Raw genomic sequence first — 22,999 nt, 5'->3', positions numbered from 1 at the left:
TATGCTACCATAAATGAATCAGATCAATTTTGGGGGATCATTCACAATGAAAAAAGGCATTTTACTCGGCGCTACCTTCGGCTTGGCGCTGCTATTAACCGGCTGCGGCAACCAACAAAAAACAGCCAGCACCACTTCAGCCAGCAGTAGTACCACCTCAGCTGCGGTCCAAAGCAGTCACACTGTGAAAAAAGGCCCGTGGAACGCCACCAAGGCGAAAAAGCTAGCCAGTTTTATGGAAACTTGGGGCAACACCATGAATCAAAACTACCAGCAGTACACCGCGGAAAAGCCGGTGAACTTTAACAACGTGACTTATCCCGACGCCTTTAGCCAGCGCAAGCTGACTGTGGACAACACCACAGTCACCGCCAAATACAGCAGCACTGGCGCCAAAGCCGCCGACTACACGGTGGTGGCGCTGTATTCCGATTTTGCGGATACCAGCAAGCAAACCGACAATCATTTGTACTTGTTTGCATTTCACGATAATGAACCAGTGGTGCTGATTACTGAAAGTACCAGCAGTGCCGCTAATTTTAAAGTTACCGCCAATCAAACCTTGGCCAACGGCTTTACCAATATTGCCGCAGGCAAGGCAGCCAGTACTGGCACCAGTACTAACAGTTCGGCTAGCAGTAGCACTGGCAGTCAGGCCAACAGTAGCAGCGCCACCACTGCCAGCAGTGACAGCACCCAAGCCACCAGCAGCAGTGCCGCTTCAGCCGACGTGATCAACTCTGAAGGCGACGCCGAACTACAATTGGTGCGCTTTTTCGTGCAATACGACCACAAATCCCAGGCCGCCGCTGAGCAGTTGGTTAGCGTCAAGGCTCCAGGTACCGATTCCCAAAAGGACGGCTACACTGAATGGTTCTTCGGCAACGGCGACGGCTACACCGTGCGTTCCGACGGCAAAGTCAAAGGCGTGGCCACGGCTGGAGAGTGGGTCAGTGTCAATTAGCTTGATCAAGTTACACTATCCTGTAGCCATAAAAAGGTTTGTCCCTTACCTCGGACAAACCTTTTTTGGATACGATCTTTAAAAAAAATAGATCAAATGACTGACTGCGTAACTTATTCATAACAGGCGTCAAAGGCAGTGGTACAATCTAGTTCACTTTAACCAGGGATTCCATTTATTAAACTGACCACAATCGTCCGTTAATAACAAAAAAATATTATTTCAACACAAAAAAGCACCAAATTCGCCTTGAATATGGTTGCAAATCACATTTTTTTGCATTCTTTCCACGTGATACGGTACAATCATATCAGAAGGATGGTGAGGCTCATGCTAATCGATTTTGAAATCAAAAATTACGCTTCTATCAAGGATGCCCTATTACTTTCTGCAGAAACTGGAGAACGGCTCAGTCGCTTAAAAACGACGAATACACTTCAGGAAAATGGTTTTTCGCTTCTAAAAAACTTATTGGTTTTTGGTCCCAACGGTTCAGGAAAGTCGAATTTGATTGGTGGTTTACATGTGATGCGTGAGCTGATCTTGCACAACCCTGACAACATTGCAGACCCCCTACCTTATCGCCCCTTTCGGCTAGCGCTGGAAACGCAACAAGAACCCGTTCAGTTTGCGATTCGCTTTAACTATCAAGCTCAGACTTATGCCTATCAGTTGACCTTCTTACAACAACAAATCGTCTCTGAAAAATTAACCCGTCTTTTAAAAACCACCGAACAGGTCTATTTTGAACGCGATCATCAACATTTTCCGGTGCTGCCCAACCATTTAAAAAACGTGGCAGCGGCAACCAAGGAAAATTCGCTGCTCCTTTACACCGCACAACAAGCTAATGATCCCCTAGCAATCGCTGTTTTTCGCTGGTTTAAAGAGGACCTGATTTTTGTAGATGATACCGATATTAACACCAATTATGAGTTGCTTGATCTATTAATTGATTCTGCCGCCAAACAAGAATTCATTAATTTTCTGCGTTTTGCGGATTTTAATATTACCGATGTTCACGTACGTGATGTTCCAATTCAATACCCAGACGATATGAAAGCAGCCTTCGCCAAAATGGCAATTAAATTTAAAACGGATCAAAAACAGGTTTTTACAGTGCATACGCAATATGATCAAAACGGTCAACCAGTCGGTCAGGCCGAGTTACCGCTTAATTGGGAATCCCGCGGGACCCAAAAGATTTTCATCATTGCACTTTGTATTATTTTCGCCCAACGTCACGGTAATGGTAAAACACTGTTATTTGATGAATTTGACGATTCCCTGCATTTTGAACTGTCCAGCGCCTTGATTCAAATCTTCAATTCTAAGCTTAACAAAAACCAATTCATTTTAACGACGCATGAATTACAGCTGTTAGATTGCGCGGTTCGCGTGGATCAACTCTATTTAATGGAAAAAGATTTCACCGGTGTCAGCACCCTAAAGTCTATTTTTGATTTCAAAGAAAGCCGCCATAACACCCGCTCTGGTATTAGTTTCATGAAAAAATACCTTTCAGGAAAATTTGGCGCAATGCCCCAGATCGACGTTAATGACATGCTAACCACTTTAACGGCCTCGGAAGGAGCCACCCATGGTACGCAAATCCCGTAATTTAACTGAAAAAAAGGCAATCGCCATTTATTGTGAAGGCGAATCTGAAGTGCAATATTTCAACATGCTTGCACGGAAATACCACGGTGCAAACGTACACACCGAAAAATTAGTGGTCCAGTCACTTCACAAAAATGGCTTAAAATTATTGATAGCCGCTGTCGCAAAACGCGATGCACTGAGCCACAAACGTCATGTTGATCAGGTTTATGTGGTCTTTGATCGTGATGAGCTCTCTGATCAAGCACTGCGAACTTGTCAACAATACGCTCAAAAACATCAGTTACAACTACTCTTTTCCAGTATTAATTTTGAAATTTGGATTCTACTTCACTTTGAGTACTTTGGTAAGGACTTTAATCGTCAAGAACTTTACCGTAAATTATCCGGAACACATTACTTTGCTGCCGATTATCAGCACTTTAAAGGGCATCCCTACGATGCCGTTCTTTACGACCGCGTTCAAATTGCCATCCAAAATGCCACAAAACTGAGTCAAAAGCATGCGGATATGATTAGAGACCGCCCTTTTACCAATATTCATCGCTATCTGGGACAGATCTATGGTGTCACAAAATTTTAACCTTTAAATTGATTGCATGGACTTGATTATGGGTCAGTGTCAATTAAAACAATCTGTGCCAGCCACTATTAGGCTGGCCTTTTTGTTGCCGGCACCAAAACAACTGTGGTAACGTACTGCTATTGTTCTAATTATCAAACATCTAATTATTTTTTTGTTATAATAACCTGTGAGGTGAAACCGATGAAAAAAAACGTTGCCACGTTAAATACGTTATTGCGCCAGATCACCATTGCGCAACAACGGGCTTTAACGGCTACTTTAAAGTCTCATGTTGGGTTAACGCCACAACAAACCCGAACGTTAAGCGTGATCCAAGCCAAGCCTGGCATTATTCAGCGCGAATTAGCGGATATTATTCAACGCCGTTCAGCGAGTATCTCTAATCTATTACAAATTCTAGAACGCGACGGCTATATTCAACGCTTGATTCCTGCTAATAGCGGCCGCAGTAAACAAATTTTTCTAACCGAAAAAGGTGCAAGTGCCATTCGCGGCTTTGACACTTATTTTGATGCCGTTGAGGATCTGATGGTCCAAAACCTATCCGTTGATGAGCAAACTACCTTGATCACGTTGCTTCAAAAAGTCGTTGCGGCCTACCCAGATCAGCATTAGTTAGCTGTTACAGCGCTTCTGCCGACCCTTCTAATGGTTACAAGCCGTTTAAAAATCACTTGTGCAGTGGTTTTTATTTTTTGACTTGACAGTTAGACGTCTAACTGTTAGAGTACAAGTTGATTAAATTAACTGCTCAGAAAGGAGACTTGCTGGTATGAATGCTGTCACACCATTATTAAGTTCAAGTGTGTGCAGCCGAATTTGACACATTAACTTAGTGCGGCCTTTAAGCGCGCACCTACTGGCAACGCCGTTTTTATTTTTAACAAATTGTTAGATATCTTATAATTAGGTATCAATCAAAAAGATAGGAGCCTTAACTTTGGAAAAAAATACCACACGCCCTTTAAGCTATCATCGCGGCCTTTTAGTCGCGGTTGTGATTATTGGGGCTTTCGTTTCAATGCTGAATCAAACCGTTTTATCCGTGGCACAACCGAGTTTGATCAATGCCTTTCACATTAATGTGGCCACTGCCCAGTGGCTTTCGACTGGCTATGCCTTAATTGGCGGGATCCTGATCCCCATTTCGGCTTGGCTGGCAGATCGTTTTAACACGAAAAGTTTATTAGCCACTGCTTTGGCGCTTTTTTTACTCGGCACCGTATTGGCCTTTCTTGCCGGTAACTTTCCATTACTTTTAACCGCTCGTCTGGTGCAGGCCATCGGTGCCGGGATTTTATCTGGCTTAACCATGACCGTGTTGTTTTCTGTTTACAACAAGGCCGAGCGCGGCACACCGACCATGTTGTTAGGCGTTGTTTTTGGGATCGCACCAGCAGTTGGCCCAACGTTAGGGGGCTACTTGGTGGATCATTTTGGTTGGCGTGCCATTTTCGGTGCCATGGCGCCCATTATTTTAATTGCTTTGTTAATGGCCCTTTTTTTCATGGCTGATGTGGTCCCACACAAAACCACCCCTTTGGATGCCTTATCGGTGATCAGTTCCACTGGCGGTTTTGGTGGCATCTTATACGGTGTTTCCGTCGTTTCAGACAGCGGTTGGACGGATGCAAAAGTGGTGCTAAGCTTGCTGCTAGGGGTGGCGCTGGTTGCTGTATTTATTTGGCGCCAATTGACCATTGCACATCCAATGTTAGAACTGCGTATTTTCAGTGAAGGTAATTTTACAATTGCGGCGGTGATCGCGGCCATTGCGCAAATCAGTATGGTCGCCGTTGAATTCATTTTGCCCCTTTATTTACAAAATGCCCGCGGGTTATCTGCCATGAATTCTGGCTTAGCCCTTTTACCCGGTGCCCTATTGATGTTCCTATTAGCGCCAATTTCAGGTCGGTTAGTGACCCAAAACAAAGGCCGCCAAACCGTGTTATTTGGGATCACGGTGATGACGCTGAGCACCTTCGGCTTAGCTTTCATGAGCCTGAAAACACCTATTTGGTACGTAGTGGCCTTATACGCCTGCCGCAATGTTGGCCTGACCTTTGCCATGATGCCGGCTGGGACCATGGGCATGCACTCGCTAACGCCAGAGCTGATCAGTCACGGCAGTGCTGGCAACAATGTGGTCCGACAAGTAGGTGCCGCAATTGGAACAGCCGTTTTAGTCTCCGTTTTACAAAGCGTTTCAACCCATGCCGCGCCGCAAGCCAGTTTATTACAAACCAACCGCGCTGCTTATGCCACCGGCATGCATCAGGCCCTGGTCAGTGGCGCTCAAGTCGCCTTACTCGTAGCCACCGGGATCGGTGCTGTGGGCATCATCTGTGCTTTATGCTTGAAAAACCCGCAAGCCTAATCTAAAAAAGACAAACGCTAGCACTTGTCACTATTTTGAAGCAGCCACGTTTGGCTGCTTTTTGTTGTTCACTGATTAACAACTTGGCCACCAACGTATCTTGCAACAGCGCCGTAGTGTCAAGTTGGTCACTTTAAGACCTACAAACAGGCCATCACGCCTATTTAAGCCTCGACTTGAACCGTCGTGGTAGTCCCGCCAGTGGTCACCTCGGCCTGCTGGAAACTTAAGGCAAAGTAAGTAGCGGCTGCCGCATATTGGCCGCTTTGCGGGAACTTTTGGTTGTACACTGCGGCTGGCGCTGAGCTGGCTGGGATCGATTGCACGGTGGCTTGACGCACGCGGACAAATTCGCCTTGGCCCACGGGCGCCGTGGCAAAGGCAGCTTGCGTATGTGCGGCGATCTCCGCTACTTTTTCCGCTTGGGGACTGGACACAAAAATCACTTGCGCTGTGGCAGGGTCATACGCACCTAATACCACCCGCACGTCCGGCGCTTGGCCATCGGTGGTTAAGGTTGCTACCGCTAAATGTGCCGCGCTATTAATAATTCGTGCTAAATCTGTTTGATCTGTCAAAAAAATCCCTCCAATAATCATTTATTTTAAGGCCAATCGTGACTGTTACTGCACTCAAGCTAAACTGCATGCGTGTGCATTCATTTTATGCTATACTGACTTTTAATTCAAACTAAATGCACACGCATTTAATTAATCATGGAGGTGCGATTCCAATGAAACTGATCACCGTTGAAGAACATTATGATACCCCGCGTAACATCAAGGCTTTTAACCAATATTCAACCGTTAAAAATAACAACCCCCGCCAGGCGCAACTGGCCCCTGACCTGGTGGATTTCCAACGCAAAGTGGCCTATATGGACCAAAACGGCATTGACCTGCAAGTGATCTCCGATGCCGGGAACTCACCACAAGTTCTGCCGGACGCTTATGCGGTTGCCGAGGCCCACGCTCAAAATGAAACACTGGCCGAAAACATCAGCCACTATCCCACGCGCTTTGCTGGGTTGGCCACGTTACCGGCCAATTTACCGGAACAAGCCGCTCAAGAATTAGAATATGCCGTAACCAAATTAGGCCTAAAAGGCGGCATCATTAGTGGCAGCGTTAACGGTCAATTTCTAGACGCGCCGCGCTTTGAACCAATTTTTGCCGCCGCGGATCGACTGGGCACCACCTTGTACTTACACCCTGGGGTGATCACCACGGCCCAAAAAGCCCTATTGTATGAAAGTGACGCTTATTCAGACTTCACCGCCACCATGATGGCCGGCGCCATGTGGGGTTGGCATTTAGAGCAAGGCATTCAAATGCTGCGACTGATCACGGCTGGGTTATTGGAAAAATACCCTCACGTGAAATTAGCCAGCGGCCATTGGGGCGAAATGATCCCCATGTTTTTAGAGCGCATCGACGGGTTTAGCAGCTTGACCAGTCAGTTACCGCTGAAATTTTCCGAATATTATAAACGACAAGTCTACTTGTCCTCGTCTGGCATGTTTACGGCGCCACAAATGCAACTGGTGTTAACGGAAATGGGCGCGGACCATGTGATGTGGTCGGAAGACTTCCCCTATGTCCAAGCCGGCACCACCACCCGCACCTTCCTGGAACAAGCCGACTTAACCCCTGACCAACGGGCCGCGATTGCCCACGGTACGGCGGAAACTTTATTTCAATTAGCCCCTCAGCACTAGAATGGAGATTCAATGAAACCTGATCAACATGACGATACCTTAACCAAACAGCTCCACGCCGCTGCCAATAGTGCCACCCGCACCTTGGATCAGCGTTTAAAACCACTAGGCGTCAATAGCAGCCAATTTTTCTTTATTTTAAAGCTTTATGAGGACCCGGGCCTGACGCAAGAACAGCTAGTCCAAGCTGATGTGCGCCACCAAAGTAATGTGAATCGCGAGATCACCAAACTGGTCCAATTAGGCTTCGTTACGAAACAACAGTCCCAAACGGATAAACGTCGGTACCACTTGTTTCTCACGCCAACTGGCACTGCCTTATATCCGCAGATCAAAGCGGCTTTAGCCGCCCAAGAAGCTGCGCTCCAACAGTGTTTAGCCACCGTTGCCTTAACACCGGAAAGTTTTTTAGCCGCCTTACGGCAGATCGCAGCTTTAACCTAAGCTATCATGAAAGGAAGTTTTCAGCATGCCCCAAATCACTTTGATCACTGGCGGTAACCGCGGCATGGGCCTTGCCTTGGCGCAAGCATTAGCGGCAGCCGGCCACCAAGTCATCATTGGCGCCCGGGACTTGGCAAAAGGCCAAGCCGCAGTAGCCCAACTGCAACAGCAACAACTCACCGCCGATGTGGTCCAACTAGACGTTACCGATCCTGTTTCAGTCCAACAGGCCACGGCTACCTTGCAACAGTGCTACCCTTATTTAACCTGCTTGATCAACAATGCCGGCGCCGTTTTTGACCAGCGCCAAGCCCCATCGGTCATTCCCCAAGCTGCCTTACGCGCTGATTTTGACATTAACTATTTTGGCTTGATCGACGTGACCCAACACCTGTTGCCGCTGTTGAAAAAAGCCCCGCAAGCTAAGATCATCAACATTTCCAGCATGATGGGCTCAAAAACGGAAGCCTTAAATCCGGCTTCCGAAGTCTATCGCGCCAGCGCAGTGGGCTACCAATCCGCCAAAGCCGCCGCTAACATGTACACCGTGCAGCTGGCCAAAGAGTTGCAACAAGCGCACCTGCCGATCACCGTAAACGCCGTGGACCCCGGCATGGTGGCCACTGAATTTGGTGGCGCCAGCCCTGAACAAGCCGCCGCCCGTGGCGCACAACCACTTGCCGTGGGCATTGCCCGCACGTTAGCACTGGCCACCAGTGCGACCAATGACGTGACCGCCACGTTTAGCAATACCCATGGGCGTGTTGGGTGGTAAGTGTCTGTTTTTTTCAAACCTAAAAAACGTCAGCCGTTATGGCTGGCGTTTTTAAGATACCAAATAAGCCGCAGCCAACTTATGCTGTTTCGGCCGACCTTGAATTTTATCGATGATCTGCTGTTTTTCTAGCCGTTCAAGGGCAGTGTGGACTTTCTGTTTGGGATATTTTTTATGATCTGTTTGATTCAAAAATGCAATCAGTTCTTTGTCTTTAATGCCTGACTCATCTACCAGTGAGAATAGACCTGATTGTAATAAGATAAATAAACAGGAGAACTCATCTATCTAATTATTTAAAAATTAGCTATTTTTGAATAATTAAGCAAAGTTGTTTAACTATTTATTTAAATAAAGTGTATTTCAAATTAATAATGCTAAAAATGGTCCTAACAATGCCGGCGTTAAAAAATCATTAACCCGAACTATTTAAAAAATAAACAAATACGGTTTGCGTAACTTAATAATAAGCACGTCAAAACAGCTCAAATTTAAAATTTGAGTTGTTTTTTGCTTACATATAGCAGCATTTGTTGCTCACAAGAAACAAACATGATAAGGTGATGATGCTTAAATGAATGATGAAAAATTTAAAATTGCGTTATTTATCCAGCAATTCAAACATTGTTACCACGCCGGTCGCATTAATGCCGATGAATTAAACTCAAAAACAACCAAGTTTTTGGCCGAAGTTGGGCTGCCACAAGCTGTCATGCAAAAATATATTGTCGACCATATCAGTGTTGCGAACTACCATTTTGGGCCTAGCCCACATCATCGATTCCCACAATCAAGACAAGTTATGATCTTTAGTTTCGCATATGATTCGTATGATTTATACGTCAAAATCGAACTGATTACTTATGACCATCAAATGATAGGTGGCTTTATGTCTTTCCATCCTCAGGCGCGCCCAATGACGCGCCCCTATGCATAAAATGGAGGTTTCAAAAATGACAACCATTACCCGCTACTCTTTCGAAACGAATCAAAATGAAACCTATGAGCAGATTTTTCAACGTGCCCTTTATCCTGTGAAAGGTGAAAAAATTTACATTACCGCTGAACGCTATCGGCGCTTGTCAGACGGCGAATTTTTCGAACCTTTTGACGACCCTGATCGTAATCTCAATCGAGCATTCCAGTGCTATCGTGACCAACATCATCTGCTCAGCCCGGATCAAATCAAAGCCACGCGCCTGAAATACCACTTGAGTATTCGTGATTTCACTAAAATTTTAGGAATCGGCTACGGCAATTTATCCAGCATTGAAAATGGTGCGATCCAAACACCTTATATCGACGCTTTAATCACCATGGCCGCTGAACCGATGGCCTTTAAGCGTTTGGTACTGCAAAAGCAGGCTTTATTGACGCCTAAGGTTTACACTGCATTAACGCACTTATTCCCGCAACTGATCACAACCTCTCAAAATAGATCCTGATTTCATCCCCAAAAATAACCTCTAAAGTGGCAAATACCACTCTAAAGGTTATTTTTTTAGATGCTTAGAAAATGACTTCATATTTAGCCTAAAAATAATCATTTTTCGGCCCTTCATTAACGTCCAAATTGAAATGCCGGCACAAAATCAACGGCTTTAAACAACGCCTGCCAGTTGCTTAAAGACAACGTGGTTTGCGCCGTTTCGGCCTTAGCCACTTGACTTTGCGTTATCCCCGTTTGAATGGCCACATCCTGTTGGGTCAATTGACGTTGCCGACGGGCAAATTTTAGTGCTAAGCCAAGTTTCACTTCAGGCGTCAGCGGCAACGTCGCCGTTAGATCAGTCTGATTGTAGGCAGCAGTAACCAACCGCGCCAACTCAAGTGTTGTTAACGGCCGACCTAACTGTTGGCTGATCAATACGGCATCCCGCGGCCGCAAATACCGATACACAAACGCATCATAAGCATCATCAATTTGATTAAACGCCTCCGAGCCCCGCAGCGTTTGCGCTAATTTTGCATCATAAGCTTTTATTTTCGTGAGTGCTGTTTGGACTTTCATCAACCGTTCACCATCCAATCATGAAAATGTGGCGCTTTTTGTGGATCATACCGACTTTGCTGATCCAGGGTCACTTTTTCAATTGGGATCGACGCAGCCGCAAGCAAGCTTGACCATTGCTGAGCCGATGGTGTTGTCTCAACTAATAAATTCCCATCAGCCGATAACGCCCAAGTTACCTGATCTCCGGGTTCAATCTGAAGTGCCTTTCGCATTAAACTTGGAAGCACCACTTGTCCATTGTGGGATACCGTTGTCTGTGCAACAATTGGTTTCATCTTATCGACCCCTTTTATTTTAAAAATAACCTACCATTAAGCTACCTAAAAAAAACAAAATGAAATCCCACCTGCGTAACTTACTGATAAGCGCATCAAACTACTGCCCAACCGTCACATAAACATAACGGCTGGCCAGCTGTTTAGCCGTGTAGGCGTACAATTTTAAGTGCGTGGTTTGATTGTGATGCACGTTGACTTTCAGGTCAAATTGGCCCTTTTTATTGGCTGGGGCGCTGGTGATAAAGTCCGCGGTGGTGGCCGAGTTTGAGGCCCCGGCATCACTGTACAGGACCACGGTGGCAGCCTGGCTAGTTTTGCCTTGGATCTCCGCCTGACCATTGTGCGCTTGAATTTGAAGCTGATCATTTTTCACAGGTGCTTGCACGTCGATTTTCGTTTGCAACTTAGTCGGTGTTTTCGGCATGGTATAACTGACTTTTTTAGAATCATGCTGCCTTTTACGCGTATAAAATTGGTACTTCTGCCCCGCTACCAGCGCCTTTAACTGAAAGGTGCCGTTGTGATTGGCCTTGGTGTGATTGACCACATCAGAGTTCGCCGACGTGGCGTAGACCTGCGCATTAGGCGCCGCTTTGCCAGTGACCCGGGTCATGCCATACCCACCGTTAGCCGTATGACTCGACGTCACATACGATCTTGTGTCGGTAATGCTCAACTTCTGTGAGCAACCGGCTAAACCGCTTACAAGCAACAATAATAAACTGAATTGAACCCATTTTTTCATAAAAACCCCTCCGCTAAAAGTTTAGCAGATTATGAGGTTAAACATAAGGCCTGGTTTATTTTTAGCGGTAACAAACAAATAGGAAATCCAAACACTTGGGCTATACCCGTATAACATGTATACTTTATTTTAGGAATTGTGAGGATCATGATGATTAAATCTTTTGCAAATGACGAAACCGAAAAAATATATCACCAAAATTTTTCACAAAAATTACCACCTACTATCCAAAAAATTGCTTTACGAAAGTTAATGATGATCGATAATGCAGCAACAATCAATGACTTACGAATACCGCCCGCCAATCATCTGGAAAAGTTAAAAAGAAACCGTAAAGGTCAGTACAGTATCAGGATCAACCTCCAATACCGAATCTGTTTTTCAGTTGTTAATGAAAATGAATTTACGAATGTTGAAATTGTTGATTATCATTGAGAATGGTCAGTCTTGCGGTGCAAACTGACGCCACAAGACTGGACGTCCTCCGAAATAGGATTTTTGCGATAGCAAAATAGACATTAGAGACTTTAGGAGGTGCCATGCTTCCATCGTGGTGGGTTTCGCCCGAGGGAATGGCCATCCTCCGAAATAGGATTTTTGCGATAGCAAAATAGACACTAGAGACTTTAGGAGGTCACGACATGACAAAAATTCCCACACCAACCATAAGTGAATTGTTACAAGACGAATTTATGGCGCCTTTTCAGCTATCTGCTTACGCCTTGGCTAAAGCGATTCACGTACCCGTTTCCCGCATTCAAGATCTGTTACACGATCGCCGTAAAATAACAGTGGATACTTCAATCCGTTTAGGTCGTTTCTTTGGTGTTTCAGCGCATTACTTTTTGAATTTACAAAATGATATTGACCTACGCCAGGCAACCCAAATCCATCATGACGACTATCTGAAAATCAAACCTTTACAAGCAACTTTGAAATAAGCGCCTTGCCGTATACAGCGCGATGCCATTCCCGCCGCAACAGGAACTGGATTTAACGAACTAGCTTCGTTTTCAACCTGTTTTTGCAACCACTTATCTGGCGCTCACCACCACTTAGCATTAAAAGCCAGACAAATCCTGACAGCACTGATAGCCTTAGGGCATTCAGAAAGGAAGTGGTTGGATGTTACTTCAAACGCAACATTTAATGAAAGCTTATGGGACCCACCAGGCCGTCAATGACCTGAACCTGACCATTCAGGCCGGCAGTTTTACGGCTATTTTAGGCCCCAATGGTGCTGGTAAATCAACGACGATCGGCATGTTACTGGGACAATTAAAGCCCACTGCCGGTACGATCACATATCAACCTCATTTAAAAATCGGTGTGGTGTTTCAAAATAGTGTGTTAGATGCGTTATTAACGGTGCAGGAAAACCTGAACATCCGCGCGCAACAGTACCGCCAGATCCCGACAAATCGCATCACAACGTTAGCCACCCAGCTGGGCTTAACCGCTTTTCTAAACCAACGTTACGGTACCCTTTCCGGTGGGCAAAAACGCCGGGTCGATATTGCCCGTGCGTTACTCAATCAGCCGGACTTATTATTTTTAGACGAGCCCACCACAGGTTTGGACCTGCAAACCCGGCAAGCAATCTGGACGCTATTACAGCATTTACAGCAACAGCAACACTTAACCATCGTGCTCACCACGCATTATTTAGATGAGGCCGATACAGCCGACCAAGTCTACATTGTGGATCACGGCCACGTCATCGCCCAAGGTACCGCCACGGCCATCAAGGCACAGTATGCCCCTCATCAGTTGGTGCTCATGTCAGCCGATCTCCCCCAGCTGCAACAAGCCTTGGCGCAAGAAAATGTTACGGTTTTGCCGGATAGCTTGCACTTACAACCGGCCAATGCGCAAGCGGCTTTAGCGCTACTGACAACCTACCAAGACCTGATCAGTAATTTTGAATTTCGCCCTGGCACCATGGATGACGCTTTTCTCGCGTTAACTGGCAAGGAGGTGCGCTAATGTTGGCTTTGACCAAACGTCATTTACTGCTTTATTGGCGCAATCGAAGCGGCGTGCTTTTTTCTGTGCTCGGTGCGTTGATCGCCTTCGTCCTCTATTTGGTTTTCTTAAAACATAGCATGCAACAACAGTGGCGACACTTACCGGCAAGTGCTAAATTATTAGATAGTTGGTTGATCGGGGGAACATTAGCAATCGCCAGCATTACCACCACCTTGTCTGCCTTAAACCAAATGGTGGCCGATCGGGAAAATCAGGTTCAGTTAGACTTACGTCAAACAGACGGTGGCCCGCTACGCCTGACCTTGAGTTATTTTGCCAGCGCCACACTGATCGGCTTTGGGATGCAAATTTTATTATTTGGGATCATGCTAGGCTATTTTCACGTCCAAGATCAGCTTACTATGAACTGGCCACAAGTTGGCCAATTGCTGGGGCTGATGTTACTTGGTGCGTTATTAGCCACTGCTTTAAACGCCCTACTGCTGCAACAGATCCACCGCTTAAGCAGTTTAACCAGCCTGAGCACCGTGATCGGTACGGCGGCGGGCTTCTTAGTCGGCTGTTATTTACCCATTGGTAGCTTACCTCATTTTGCGCAATTATTAGTCAAACTGACCCCTGCTAGTTATTTAGCCGCACTGAGCCGGCAAGTCTTATTACAACCGCAACTCCACAGCACCTTTGCCCACCACACTGGTGCGCGCCATCATTTTGAACAACAAATGGGCGTCCGGTTACATTGGACCACGTTGCTGACCACTCAGCAAATGTTACTGGTACTGCTTGCCATACTGGTGATCGCCTATTTAGGGGCATTGGTCCCACAATTACGGCGATCCCACCGTTAGAAAGGAACTTTTATGGTAAAAAGTCGTTTTGAACAAAATCCAGCTTTCTCAACCGAAGCACCACTTGTCACCATTGCAGCTGCCACACAAGATGCCAATATTCAGCGTTTAATGGCTTATTTAGACCAGTATACGGGGATGACCCCGCCTATTTTACCCATTAAAACTACGGATCAATTGGTTTTACTGAAACCAAAACAACTGACTTTAGCGGACATCAACGCAGGCGACTTGGTGCTCACCACAACAAGCGGGATCCTAACCACCCGTGAAACATTGGTCCACTTTAAACAGCGGCTGGCCAATCCAAATTTTGTACAGATCTCGAAGCACGCGCTTTTAAATTTAGACCACTTGCTGGCTTTATCTGAAAGTTTCTCTGGTGCCATGACGGCGAAGTTAAGCCATGACATCACCACAAGTGTTAGTCGTAAATACGTCCAAAGTTTGTTGCAGCATTTGGCCTTGTAAGTAACAAAACGGTGATCCTTGTTCAAATTGATTCTGGCGCTAAATTCAACTATCTGAGAAAGGCGTTTTATGATGCAAAAATTGCTCCGTTATACCATTCGCGGCATTGGTTATGGTTCCTTTGCCTATTTATTGACGCTTCTGTTATTTCATATTCAAATTCGCCCCACGGTCGCCAGCACCTTAAGCGTTTGGCTGATAAGTGCTGGCATCGGCTGGCTGTCATTCCTATTTGAAAGTGACCGCCTACCTTTCTGGTTGATCATCTTGCTGCATTGCCTAGGCACCTTAGGGTTGATCACCTTGATGATGCTGTACAACGGTTGGTCCTGTGACCTGCGTTATCTTGGCATTTTTGCTGTGATCTACGCCATTGTTTGGGTCGTTGTGCGCCTCAATCAGCATTTAAAAGTCACTGAGATCAATCAGGCCCTGGCCCACCGGCGCGCACAGCAGTAGCGCACTACTCGCTCAGCACGATTTCTCATTGGCGTTAAAATAACCCTCAAAGGTGGCAAAAGACCACTTTGAGGGTTATTTTAGTCAGGCCCTTTCAGTGAGACGGCTGCCAATATTGGGCGTCTAACACCGCCAAATACTGATGAGCTTGGGCCAGCGTTGTGGGATGGTTTTCCAAGAAGATCCACTTCAAAACCAAAAAGATACTGGCATAACAATGTGCAATTGCTAACGGCAGTGGCACCTGTCCGGTATCCAACCGCGTGCCTTTAAACAATACCTGGTTCGTGCGCACCATGTAGGTTTGTAATTGTGCTGGCAACAGCGCACTGCTATTATGGCGTAACACTTGCTGCAAATAAGGCTGTTGCGCAGCTAAGAGTTGGTACAACTGGTCAAAACAAGCCACCAAAGTCGCTTGCGTCACATTTTCACGAACCTGATCAAAGCCACAGTACGTCATCAATTGCGCCCAACAACCGTCTAACAGATCATATTTATCATAGAAATAGTTGTAAAACGTGGCTCGGGGATAATTGGCGCGCTGACACAGTGTTTGAACGGTGATTTTTTCAAAAGCTTGTTCCGTCAACAGTTGTTGCAATGCCGCAGAAAAATCGCGCCACACCCGCTGACCATTGCGGGTTAATGAACCTTGTTCTTCAAATTTCATTTGAACACCTCTTGGACAATTTTGCAGATCTGTCTAAGCTTGGACAACCTTGCTGAACTGTCACTAGCAACGTCCATGCCCACATTGTACCATGGCCTTATTCCCATGAAAGTAGGCATTGATATGACAACAAAATTAACAGTTCTAATCTCTGGTGGTACGTCCGGTGTCGGCCTGGCAATTGCCAAAAGTTTCGCCAAGCTTGGCGCTGATCTGACCTTGATTGGGCGTCAACCGCAAAAAGCCCAAGCCGCGGCTAGCCGCCTAGCCGCTTTACCCGGCCATCCCACCGTTAGTACCTTATTAGGCGATTTAAGTGATCCGACAACGAACCAGCAACTGGCGCAGGCTTTTTTAGCCACGCATGACCACCTAGACGTGCTGGTCAATAGTGCTGGCACGCTGCCAACATCTGGCGATGAAAACATCAGTGTTAACTTACAAAGCCATTACTGGCTGACGCACCATTTAACGCCAGCCTTAGCCCAGGCCGCAGTACCACGTGTCTTTGTGATCACGGGTGCCCCTTTAGCCATTAAACTGGCCCCGATCAATGAAGGCCAGCGCACGACTTTAGCGCGCGGCGCTTGGTTATTTGACGCATAAAACATTACTGGTTCACCTGTTAGCCCACCAATTGCAGCCCCAACAGATCAGCGTCAACGCCATTTTCCCAGGCGGCGTTCGTTCCGAGCTCATGCCTTGGACCGCTCAATTAACCAATACTGCCGTTGACGTGGTGGCACAACTGGTACAACAACCCAGCCGACGCCACCTAACTGGGGCCTTTTTTGACGCACAAGGGTCCCTTATCACACTATCCCCCCAAAAATACAACGCTAAGCGGGCAAAAAGCGTGTTAGCCCCTTACTTAAATTGCTAAAAATTTGCTAGGCTACGATTTTGATGCCCGCCACGGTGAGGTCGTCACCCAGGTGGATCGGGTCACGCGCATGAATGCGCTGGCTGCGGTGCAAACAATTTTTGCCATTGATTAAGCCGCTAATCATTAAGATCCATTTGATCCAAATAGACACAAGTATAGGCGATGAATTCCGTAAAATCGCGGCGGAAATCGGGCATTTGAAAGGCGCCTTGTACTTGTTCCAAGGCTGCTCGTTGTGCCGGTTTCAAGTTGGTGCTAGGGTACAGCCCCACGGCATAACGGGTTTGCATTTGAATAAATTTGGCACAGCGCCGGTCGGACCATTCTGGATAGCCGCGCCGGATCACAGCAAATAACCGCGGCGATAAGGCCACATATTGTTTGCGGTAGGCTAACAGATCAGCGCTATCTAGCGCTGGCGCCAGTACGGTGTTCACCCGGCCGAGTAAGCGTAAAAATCGCGGATAATGACAAATCGTAGCGCTCCATTGTTGGGCAAAATCCATGGGGTGGCGCGGCAATTGGGTTTCCAGCGCGGCTACCCAAGCTTCAAAGTCCGTTAACATCACCGCAATGGACAAAGCTGCCTTTGAGGTAAACTGTTGGTTCAGCTCCAATGACGTACACTGGGCTTGTTGCGCAATTTGCGGCAACGTGATGGTATCGTAATCCTGCTGGTCCATTAAGGTTTGCGCAGCTTGAATCAGCGCTGTTTTTGAGATCATACGGTTTCCTTCTTTCTATTCCGGTTCCCCTTTTATCATACGCTAACGCAGCTAATGGCGAAAACATTCTTGCTGACAACCGTTGAAATTGGCCTTTTGAAATTTATTTTTTAACAATACCAATCTTTAAAACAGCGTGCCAACAAGCTTTGGGACTAGCTAGACCAGTTTCTAATTTTAGAAAGCGCTTGCAAAAACAAAATAAGCTGTTACGCTAGGAGTATCTCTTACCAAAAGAAGTCTGCCTGTCTCATGTTCAGGTGGGCTTCTTTTGGAACTGATTTGTGAAGTTACTTACAAGTAGGCAAAGATTGGACGCTACGGCTGATCTTTGCTAAACTGGTTATTGATCAGCTTCTTAAATAGTTTTTCAATAAATCTTCACATTTTTTTATCATTTTACCGGCTATAATAACCTGTAAAATGTAAAGCGAGGTGTTTTTAAATGTCTTTCTATCAACGAATTCAACGTTATGGTCACACTTTTTGCCAGTGGTTGCGGCGCCAAGCTTTTGAAAATGCCGAAATTGAACGGCAGCAGACCACTGACTTTCGTTATCTGGCCTTGGATATTTATAAAAATGAGGCACAGCCGTCCGCTACTGACCAGACGCCTTGGGAACAAGTTTACTTTGTTCAAAACGCCGATGGCACCATTCATACCGAAAATAGCGATGAGGATCTGGTACTGATTGATATTGATTATCAACGTGTCCCACAAGAGCTCACCTTAAAACAGCGCATTAATCATTGGAGCACCCTGACTTTTCAGTCCTTAACGTGGCCAGGACATCATCACATTCAGTACCACGCTCGCCTGCAAAAAGGCCAATGCCGGGCATTAGCAGCATTGTGGCTCCAACCGAAACAAGATCAAAGCTTACCTGCACTTTAGCTGGTAGGCTTTTTTATTTGGAAAACGGCTTGCAAAGTCACTATTTTCAGCGTAAACTAATCATTCGGATGCGAATAGTTACCATTGAAATAATTATGACTCGAATAAATAACCTTGATAAATAGTCAATTTGAAAGCAGGTTTTCTTTTGGAACATAACGATCAATTGCGGCAGCTGACCTATTTAATTCGGGCAGTCCGTCAACAAACCCGTAAAGTATTTTATACCCAAGCGGCGAAACACGACCTGACCGAAGCTTGGTGTTTAGTGCTCGGCGTCTTGCATCGCCAGGCGCCGTGTGCCTTAAATCAACTGGCCACGGCATTACATGTCAGCAATTCCACCGCTTCTGGCATTGTGGAACGGATGTGCGGCGCAGGCCTGATCACCAAGCAACGGCTGCCTCACAATCAGCGTCAAATCGGCATTTCATTGACCAATGCAGGCAAAGAAGCGTACGAAAACGTGGAACGAGATTATTGGGAAGTGCTACAACCTTTACGGGAACTGCCTGAAGGTAAGCTGACCCAAATTTTAAAGGATCAAACCATGATTCTCGAAACGTTGGAGGCAATCAACGATGACCAATAGTCCGACTTTAAACACCAAAAACGTCCGCGCCATTATGCCTGTCTTGGTGATGGGCACGTTCCTAGCGTATCTCAATCAAACCTTAATGAACACCGCCTTGCCGAAGATCATGGCGACTTTCAGCATTACCGCCGCCCAAGGGCAATGGCTTTCCAACGGTTACATGCTGGTCAACGGCATCATGGTACCCTTAACGGCCTATTTGATCCAACGGTTTACCACGCGCCAATTGTACCTGTGGGCGATGTCAGTATTTGCCATTGGCACGCTGATCTGCGGCATGGCGCCCAGCTTTTTCGTTTTGATTACTGGCCGCATGGTCCAAGCCGCCGGTGCTGGTGTGATCGCGCCGTTAATGAACGTGTCGATCATGTACATGTATGACGCTCATGAACGCGGTACCGCCATGGGCTGGGTGGGTTTAGCGTTAAACTTTGCCCCAGCTCTTGGCCCCACCGTGTCGGGCTATCTGGTCCAAACCCACAGTTGGCGCTGGCTCTTTTTCCTAGTGGCCCCACTGATCATCGTCGACATTTTGTTCGCCTTGAAAGTGTTACGCAACTTAACTGAAGCCGAAAAAATTCCGCTAAATTGGTCCGGTGTGGTGCTGTCTAGCATTGGCTTAGGTGCCATGCTGCTGGGCTTTAGTAACGCCAGTTCCGCCAGTATTGCCTCGTGGCAAGTGCTAGGCCTCACCATGCTCGGCGCCATTGTCATCGGTATTTTCGTTTACCAACAACAACATACCCACGTGCGGCTGTTAAATTTCAACGTTTTTCGCTACTCCCGGTTTAACTTGTCCGTGATCATTACCAGCTTTTTAATGATGGCATTATACGGCGGCATGTTGTTACTGCCCTTATATATGCAAAACTTACGCGGTTACGGGGCCTTATTGTCCGGCTTGGCCATGTTGCCAGGGGCCATTGTGATCGCCATCTTATCGCCGTTAACTGGCCATTTATATGACCGCTATGGTGCCAAATACTTATCTTTGATCGGCAATCTCATTTTGTTTGGCGGCACAATTATGCTCAGCCGGATCAACTTGCACAGCTCATTTTTGTGGATCACCGGCGCGCAATCGGTGCGTTCCTTAGGCTTGGCGTTCATTACCATGCCGTTGCAAACCGAAGCCCTTAACGCCTTGCCCATGGACATGATTCCTGACGGCTCGGCCATGTTCACCACCATTCGCCAAGTGGCCGGCTCCTTTGGCACAGCGGTGCTGATCGGCATTATGAGTGTTTTACAGCTCAACGCCACCAACCACTTGAAACTGCACCACAGCTTGCAATACGCCCAAGCCCACGGCGCCTTACAAGCCACCCAAAACACCTACTGGGTCGCCGCCGCCTGCGTGGTGATCTGTTGTCTGTTATCCTTTAAATTAAAAGGCAATGACCAGCCGTTGCCGAAATAAATGTAGCTACGTAGACGACTTTAACCGCGTCTACGTATTTTTTTAATTAAAAATCCCGCCAACCGCAGTATAATAGTTTTGAAAGCCATTACATTTATCAAGAAAGTAGGTTTTAGCATGACCTATCAATTCTGCCCCACCTGTGGCACCAAACTTCAGCCGCATGATGCTGGCGATGACGGCCAAATCCCTTATTGCGACCATTGCCAACGCTTTTGGTTTCCTACCTTTGCGGACTGTGTGATCACCTTAGTGGCCACCCCGCAACATGAAATTGCCTTAGTCAAAATGCCTTATTTGTCCACCCAATACGAGTCCTTTGTCTCCGGCTATATGAAACCCGGTGAAGTGCCGGCCACCAGCGCTGTCCGTGAGTTGCATGAAGAACTGGGCCTGCATATCGATCAAATCACCCCCGCCGGCAGCTACTGGTTTGACGCCGCCAACGTGTTGATGCACGGCTTCATTGCCGTTACCGAAAAACAACCGCTGGTGCTGTCCAGCGAACTTAGCGCCGCCCACTGGGTGGATGCCTACGCGGCCCATCAGTACATGTTTCCCGATCAGCCAGGGTTGGCGGCCACGGAATTGTATTATCGGTATCTGAAAAGTTTGCAGTAAAAACAGGTCACACATGATGGTTAAACAACCATCATGTGTGACCTGTTTTAAACGCCAAATTGACGCTGATCATCTTGCCTAATTTTTAAAATAGCCTCAGTATGAGCTTTAATAAAAGCTAATAATTGCGCTGCATCATAAATAGACAATTTGCCAATTGGTTGTCGCTGGATAACAGTCGCCGTTTTCAAAACAATCTGGCGATGAACATCCACGTAAGATTGTTTTACTAAACCAGCTTCCATCCAATCCTTAATCGGATAGTACACATTTCTTATTTTCTGAGATCTGTCCGCATAACGTGTCATTATTTTAAATACAGCAACCGTTGTTTGATGCACCTCAACAATGAGTACCAGTCTATGGGAAATTTTTCCTTTTGATCTGTGTAGGGGACTTCCGCCAAAAATAAATCCATTGGTTGTGGCATCACATCAACCATTTAACAGCCAGTCATGAAAATCTGGTGACTGTTTTGGATCATAATTGCCATTTTCGTCCATTTCAACGACTTCAACTGGAATATTCTTTAACACAGCCGACCACTCATCCGCTGTTGGTTCTTTTAAAACCGTCAAATTATTATGATCATCAATATGCCAAACCACTTTGTCACCTGGTTGAATACCATAATGTTTGCGAATTTCAATTGGCATCACAATCTGGCCTTTAGCCGACATCGTACTTTCTGCTTTTTTCGCTCGAGCATTCATACCATCTGCTATACAAAATGTAGCATTATGTCATCAAACATAATGAGAAAGAAGTATAGTTTTCCTTTCCGAATTTTGTTTACTTCCGTCATCATTAGTATTCCGATAGCCGAAAAACGGGTAATCACAGGGACTAACTCTTGAAGCTTAAGGACATAGCCTGCCCCTTTTTAATTATTTTAAAGTGCGAGTTGTAATAAGTTTTGAACGGCATTTTCATCACGATCTAGCGTTACACCGCATTTATAACAAACATATTCGTGGTGTTTTGTTTGATGTTTGGCATTCCCTCGCAGCCCAATTTTATCCGACCCTTGTTTAACGTGTCCGCAACTAGAACACCGTTGGGTACTAGGATAATACCGATTCGCTAAAAGTAATGTTTTGCCGTACCAGGCACACTTATAAGTTAAAACCTGTCTAAAATAACCGAACAATGAGCGTTGTAAGCCTTTTGAAGCAATATGGGTCATTTGCATTTTTTTCACATCTAGGTCTTCAATCACGATTTTATCGTACTGGTTTACCAGCTGGGTCGTAAATTTCTGTATCAAATCGTGTTGAATATTGGCCGCTTTTCGGTAATCACGCTGTAACTTGGCTTTCGTTTGCGTGTAATTTTTACTTTTAGTGCCTTTGATGCGACCGTTTGCCACCCGTTTGCGAGCTAATGCACGTTGATAATGTTTAATACGTTGATAAAGTCGTTGTAACCGCTGGGGACAAACATTAAAAACACCGTCGATATAATTCAGATGGCCTATGTTTACGTCTACTCCGGTCACCTGTCCTGTTTTAGGCTTGGCCACAATTTCAGCGATTTCAAACGACAAACTTGCCCAGTAGGTACCATTTTCACGATAAATTGAAACTACTTTTAAAGTACCAGTTAAATGACACGCACCACGAAACGGAATGTCAGACCAACTCGCTATGCCATGAGGCTTGTCCAAGCGTAATTGACCATTAACAATTTTGGCACGATCCGTTTTAAAACCCTGGCGCGGTGCTTTTTTGGATTTGAAATGTGGCTTTCCCCAGTCTGGCAGGGACTGATCAAAAAAGTTTTGCCAGGCCTTGCCTAAGTCAGTAATAGCTAACTGTAAACAGCGCGCTGACAACTGATATTGCCAGTCTTGTTTATTTGCGACCAGTTCGTCACGCACTTTACACGCAGTGGGGCG

32 protein-coding genes are annotated in these 22,999 nt (G+C 46.1%); 22 read left to right on the top strand and 10 right to left on the bottom strand.

What is annotated here, in order from left to right:
- Positions 1–46 precede the first annotated feature (46 nt).
- The 5 genes from FC07_RS10060 to FC07_RS10040 all read left to right on the top strand — a co-directional run bounded on the left by FC07_RS10060 (position 47) and on the right by FC07_RS10040 (position 5,547).
- The gene (locus FC07_RS10060) at positions 47–964 is read left to right on the top strand and encodes a DUF4767 domain-containing protein (RefSeq protein ID WP_057904976.1); all 918 of its coding nucleotides are present in this window, start codon (positions 47–49) and stop codon (positions 962–964) included.
- A 330-nt stretch (positions 965–1,294) separates the two neighbouring features.
- Positions 1,295–2,584, top strand: coding sequence for an AAA family ATPase (locus FC07_RS10055; protein ID WP_057904975.1), 1,290 nt, complete (start codon positions 1,295–1,297; stop codon positions 2,582–2,584).
- A complete protein-coding gene (locus tag FC07_RS10050; RefSeq protein ID WP_057904974.1) occupies positions 2,565–3,167 on the top strand; it encodes an RloB family protein in 603 nt (200 codons plus the stop codon). Before FC07_RS10055 ends, FC07_RS10050 begins: the two co-directional genes overlap by 20 nt.
- A gap of 183 nt (positions 3,168–3,350) precedes the next feature.
- Positions 3,351–3,785 (top strand): MarR family winged helix-turn-helix transcriptional regulator, encoded by a 435-nt coding sequence (locus tag FC07_RS10045; RefSeq protein WP_057904973.1) that lies wholly within the window; start codon positions 3,351–3,353, stop codon positions 3,783–3,785.
- Positions 3,786–4,110: 325 nt separating this feature from the next.
- Positions 4,111–5,547 (top strand): DHA2 family efflux MFS transporter permease subunit, encoded by a 1,437-nt coding sequence (locus FC07_RS10040; RefSeq protein WP_057904972.1) that lies wholly within the window; start codon positions 4,111–4,113, stop codon positions 5,545–5,547.
- Between the two features lie 164 nt (positions 5,548–5,711).
- On the opposite strand, the gene FC07_RS10035 is transcribed toward FC07_RS10040, so the two are convergent.
- Positions 5,712–6,125 (bottom strand): pyridoxamine 5'-phosphate oxidase family protein, encoded by a 414-nt coding sequence (locus FC07_RS10035; RefSeq protein WP_057904971.1) that lies wholly within the window; start codon positions 6,123–6,125, stop codon positions 5,712–5,714.
- 116 nt (positions 6,126–6,241) lie between these two features.
- Here FC07_RS10035 and FC07_RS10030 point away from each other — a divergent pair, with 116 nt between their 5' ends.
- The 3 genes from FC07_RS10030 to FC07_RS10020 are packed head-to-tail and all read left to right on the top strand — an operon-like array spanning position 6,242 to position 8,483.
- Complete coding sequence (locus FC07_RS10030; RefSeq protein ID WP_083483276.1) at positions 6,242–7,264, top strand: amidohydrolase family protein; 1,023 nt, start codon at positions 6,242–6,244, stop codon at positions 7,262–7,264.
- A 12-nt stretch (positions 7,265–7,276) separates the two neighbouring features.
- Positions 7,277–7,708 (top strand): MarR family winged helix-turn-helix transcriptional regulator, encoded by a 432-nt coding sequence (locus tag FC07_RS10025; protein ID WP_057904969.1) that lies wholly within the window; start codon positions 7,277–7,279, stop codon positions 7,706–7,708.
- Positions 7,709–7,733: 25 nt separating this feature from the next.
- The gene (locus FC07_RS10020) at positions 7,734–8,483 is read left to right on the top strand and encodes an SDR family NAD(P)-dependent oxidoreductase (RefSeq protein WP_057904968.1); all 750 of its coding nucleotides are present in this window, start codon (positions 7,734–7,736) and stop codon (positions 8,481–8,483) included.
- Between the two features lie 51 nt (positions 8,484–8,534).
- On the opposite strand, the gene FC07_RS15895 is transcribed toward FC07_RS10020, so the two are convergent.
- Positions 8,535–8,675, bottom strand: coding sequence for a hypothetical protein (locus tag FC07_RS15895; protein ID WP_155797835.1), 141 nt, complete (start codon positions 8,673–8,675; stop codon positions 8,535–8,537).
- 382 nt (positions 8,676–9,057) lie between these two features.
- On the opposite strand from FC07_RS15895, the gene FC07_RS10015 reads away from it, so the two are divergent.
- Together FC07_RS10015 and FC07_RS10010 are read left to right on the top strand one after the other, a co-directional pair.
- Entirely contained in the window at positions 9,058–9,420 is a 363-nt protein-coding gene (locus tag FC07_RS10015; protein WP_057904967.1) for a hypothetical protein, read from the top strand.
- A 16-nt stretch (positions 9,421–9,436) separates the two neighbouring features.
- Positions 9,437–9,928 (top strand): transcriptional regulator, encoded by a 492-nt coding sequence (locus FC07_RS10010; protein WP_057904966.1) that lies wholly within the window; start codon positions 9,437–9,439, stop codon positions 9,926–9,928.
- Positions 9,929–10,044: 116 nt separating this feature from the next.
- On the opposite strand, the gene FC07_RS10005 is transcribed toward FC07_RS10010, so the two are convergent.
- The 3 genes from FC07_RS10005 to FC07_RS09995 all read right to left on the bottom strand — a co-directional run bounded on the left by FC07_RS10005 (position 10,045) and on the right by FC07_RS09995 (position 11,520).
- On the bottom strand, positions 10,045–10,494 hold the full coding sequence (locus FC07_RS10005; protein WP_057904965.1) for a helix-turn-helix domain-containing protein: 450 nt from the start codon (positions 10,492–10,494) through the stop codon (positions 10,045–10,047).
- Positions 10,494–10,772, bottom strand: a complete 279-nt coding sequence (locus tag FC07_RS10000; protein ID WP_057904964.1) for an AbrB/MazE/SpoVT family DNA-binding domain-containing protein — start codon at positions 10,770–10,772, stop codon at positions 10,494–10,496. Before FC07_RS10000 ends, FC07_RS10005 begins: the two co-directional genes overlap by 1 nt.
- Positions 10,773–10,872: 100 nt before the next feature.
- A complete protein-coding gene (locus FC07_RS09995) occupies positions 10,873–11,520 on the bottom strand; it encodes a carboxypeptidase-like regulatory domain-containing protein (RefSeq protein WP_057904963.1) in 648 nt (215 codons plus the stop codon).
- A 150-nt stretch (positions 11,521–11,670) separates the two neighbouring features.
- Between FC07_RS09995 and FC07_RS09990 the strand changes: the two genes are divergently transcribed.
- The 6 genes from FC07_RS09990 (at position 11,671) to FC07_RS09965 (ending at position 15,287) form a co-directional block, all read left to right on the top strand.
- Positions 11,671–11,955 (top strand): type II toxin-antitoxin system RelE/ParE family toxin, encoded by a 285-nt coding sequence (locus tag FC07_RS09990; RefSeq protein WP_057904962.1) that lies wholly within the window; start codon positions 11,671–11,673, stop codon positions 11,953–11,955.
- Between the two features lie 206 nt (positions 11,956–12,161).
- Entirely contained in the window at positions 12,162–12,461 is a 300-nt protein-coding gene (locus FC07_RS09985) for a HigA family addiction module antitoxin (protein ID WP_057904961.1), read from the top strand.
- 184 nt (positions 12,462–12,645) lie between these two features.
- Positions 12,646–13,506 carry an ABC transporter ATP-binding protein gene (locus FC07_RS09980; RefSeq protein ID WP_057904960.1) on the top strand — a complete coding sequence of 287 codons (861 nt, stop codon included), beginning with the start codon at positions 12,646–12,648 and terminating at the stop codon, positions 13,504–13,506.
- On the top strand, positions 13,506–14,357 hold the full coding sequence (locus FC07_RS09975) for an ABC transporter permease (protein ID WP_057904959.1): 852 nt from the start codon (positions 13,506–13,508) through the stop codon (positions 14,355–14,357). The genes FC07_RS09980 and FC07_RS09975 overlap by 1 nt, the downstream gene beginning before the upstream one ends.
- A 12-nt stretch (positions 14,358–14,369) precedes the next feature.
- Positions 14,370–14,828, top strand: coding sequence for a LytTR family transcriptional regulator DNA-binding domain-containing protein (locus tag FC07_RS09970; protein WP_057904958.1), 459 nt, complete (start codon positions 14,370–14,372; stop codon positions 14,826–14,828).
- Positions 14,829–14,897: 69 nt separating this feature from the next.
- Positions 14,898–15,287: a DUF3021 domain-containing protein gene (locus tag FC07_RS09965; protein WP_057904957.1), complete on the top strand. Its 390-nt coding sequence runs from the start codon at positions 14,898–14,900 to the stop codon at positions 15,285–15,287.
- Positions 15,288–15,381: 94 nt separating this feature from the next.
- Here FC07_RS09965 and FC07_RS09960 read toward each other — a convergent pair whose 3' ends face one another.
- Complete coding sequence (locus FC07_RS09960; protein WP_057904956.1) at positions 15,382–15,960, bottom strand: TetR/AcrR family transcriptional regulator; 579 nt, start codon at positions 15,958–15,960, stop codon at positions 15,382–15,384.
- A 123-nt stretch (positions 15,961–16,083) separates the two neighbouring features.
- On the opposite strand from FC07_RS09960, the gene FC07_RS09955 reads away from it, so the two are divergent.
- Together FC07_RS09955 and FC07_RS09950 are read left to right on the top strand one after the other, a co-directional pair.
- Positions 16,084–16,566, top strand: a complete 483-nt coding sequence (locus tag FC07_RS09955) for an SDR family NAD(P)-dependent oxidoreductase (protein WP_057904955.1) — start codon at positions 16,084–16,086, stop codon at positions 16,564–16,566.
- Positions 16,556–16,843, top strand: a complete 288-nt coding sequence (locus FC07_RS09950) for a hypothetical protein (protein WP_057904954.1) — start codon at positions 16,556–16,558, stop codon at positions 16,841–16,843. The genes FC07_RS09955 and FC07_RS09950 overlap by 11 nt, the downstream gene beginning before the upstream one ends.
- 119 nt (positions 16,844–16,962) lie before the next feature.
- Here FC07_RS09950 and FC07_RS09945 read toward each other — a convergent pair whose 3' ends face one another.
- Positions 16,963–17,571, bottom strand: a complete 609-nt coding sequence (locus FC07_RS09945; protein ID WP_057904953.1) for a TetR/AcrR family transcriptional regulator — start codon at positions 17,569–17,571, stop codon at positions 16,963–16,965.
- Positions 17,572–18,016: 445 nt separating this feature from the next.
- Here FC07_RS09945 and FC07_RS09940 point away from each other — a divergent pair, with 445 nt between their 5' ends.
- The 4 genes from FC07_RS09940 (at position 18,017) to FC07_RS09925 (ending at position 21,102) form a co-directional block, all read left to right on the top strand.
- The gene (locus FC07_RS09940; protein ID WP_057904952.1) at positions 18,017–18,466 is read left to right on the top strand and encodes a hypothetical protein; all 450 of its coding nucleotides are present in this window, start codon (positions 18,017–18,019) and stop codon (positions 18,464–18,466) included.
- Between the two features lie 148 nt (positions 18,467–18,614).
- Positions 18,615–19,058, top strand: coding sequence for a MarR family winged helix-turn-helix transcriptional regulator (locus tag FC07_RS09935; RefSeq protein ID WP_057904951.1), 444 nt, complete (start codon positions 18,615–18,617; stop codon positions 19,056–19,058).
- Positions 19,048–20,481 carry an MDR family MFS transporter gene (locus tag FC07_RS09930; RefSeq protein WP_057904950.1) on the top strand — a complete coding sequence of 478 codons (1,434 nt, stop codon included), beginning with the start codon at positions 19,048–19,050 and terminating at the stop codon, positions 20,479–20,481. The genes FC07_RS09935 and FC07_RS09930 overlap by 11 nt, the downstream gene beginning before the upstream one ends.
- Before the next feature lie 117 nt (positions 20,482–20,598).
- Positions 20,599–21,102, top strand: coding sequence for an NUDIX domain-containing protein (locus tag FC07_RS09925; protein WP_057904949.1), 504 nt, complete (start codon positions 20,599–20,601; stop codon positions 21,100–21,102).
- 47 nt (positions 21,103–21,149) lie between these two features.
- Here the strand turns inward: FC07_RS09925 and FC07_RS09920 are convergent, their stop codons facing one another.
- The 3 genes from FC07_RS09920 to FC07_RS09910 form a co-directional block, all read right to left on the bottom strand.
- Positions 21,150–21,347: a hypothetical protein gene (locus FC07_RS09920; RefSeq protein ID WP_057904948.1), complete on the bottom strand. Its 198-nt coding sequence runs from the start codon at positions 21,345–21,347 to the stop codon at positions 21,150–21,152.
- Between the two features lie 189 nt (positions 21,348–21,536).
- The gene (locus FC07_RS15655; RefSeq protein ID WP_083483273.1) at positions 21,537–21,815 is read right to left on the bottom strand and encodes an AbrB/MazE/SpoVT family DNA-binding domain-containing protein; all 279 of its coding nucleotides are present in this window, start codon (positions 21,813–21,815) and stop codon (positions 21,537–21,539) included.
- 179 nt (positions 21,816–21,994) lie between these two features.
- A partial coding sequence (locus tag FC07_RS09910) for an RNA-guided endonuclease InsQ/TnpB family protein (protein ID WP_083483272.1) occupies positions 21,995–22,999 on the bottom strand: 1,005 nt, incomplete at its 5' end.

It is taken from the genome of Loigolactobacillus bifermentans DSM 20003 (genome assembly GCF_001434575.1).
Taxonomy (GTDB): domain Bacteria; phylum Bacillota; class Bacilli; order Lactobacillales; family Lactobacillaceae; genus Loigolactobacillus; species Loigolactobacillus bifermentans.
The sequence above is the reverse complement of the archived record's forward strand: the minus strand, read 5'-3'. Positions and strand labels throughout refer to the sequence as shown.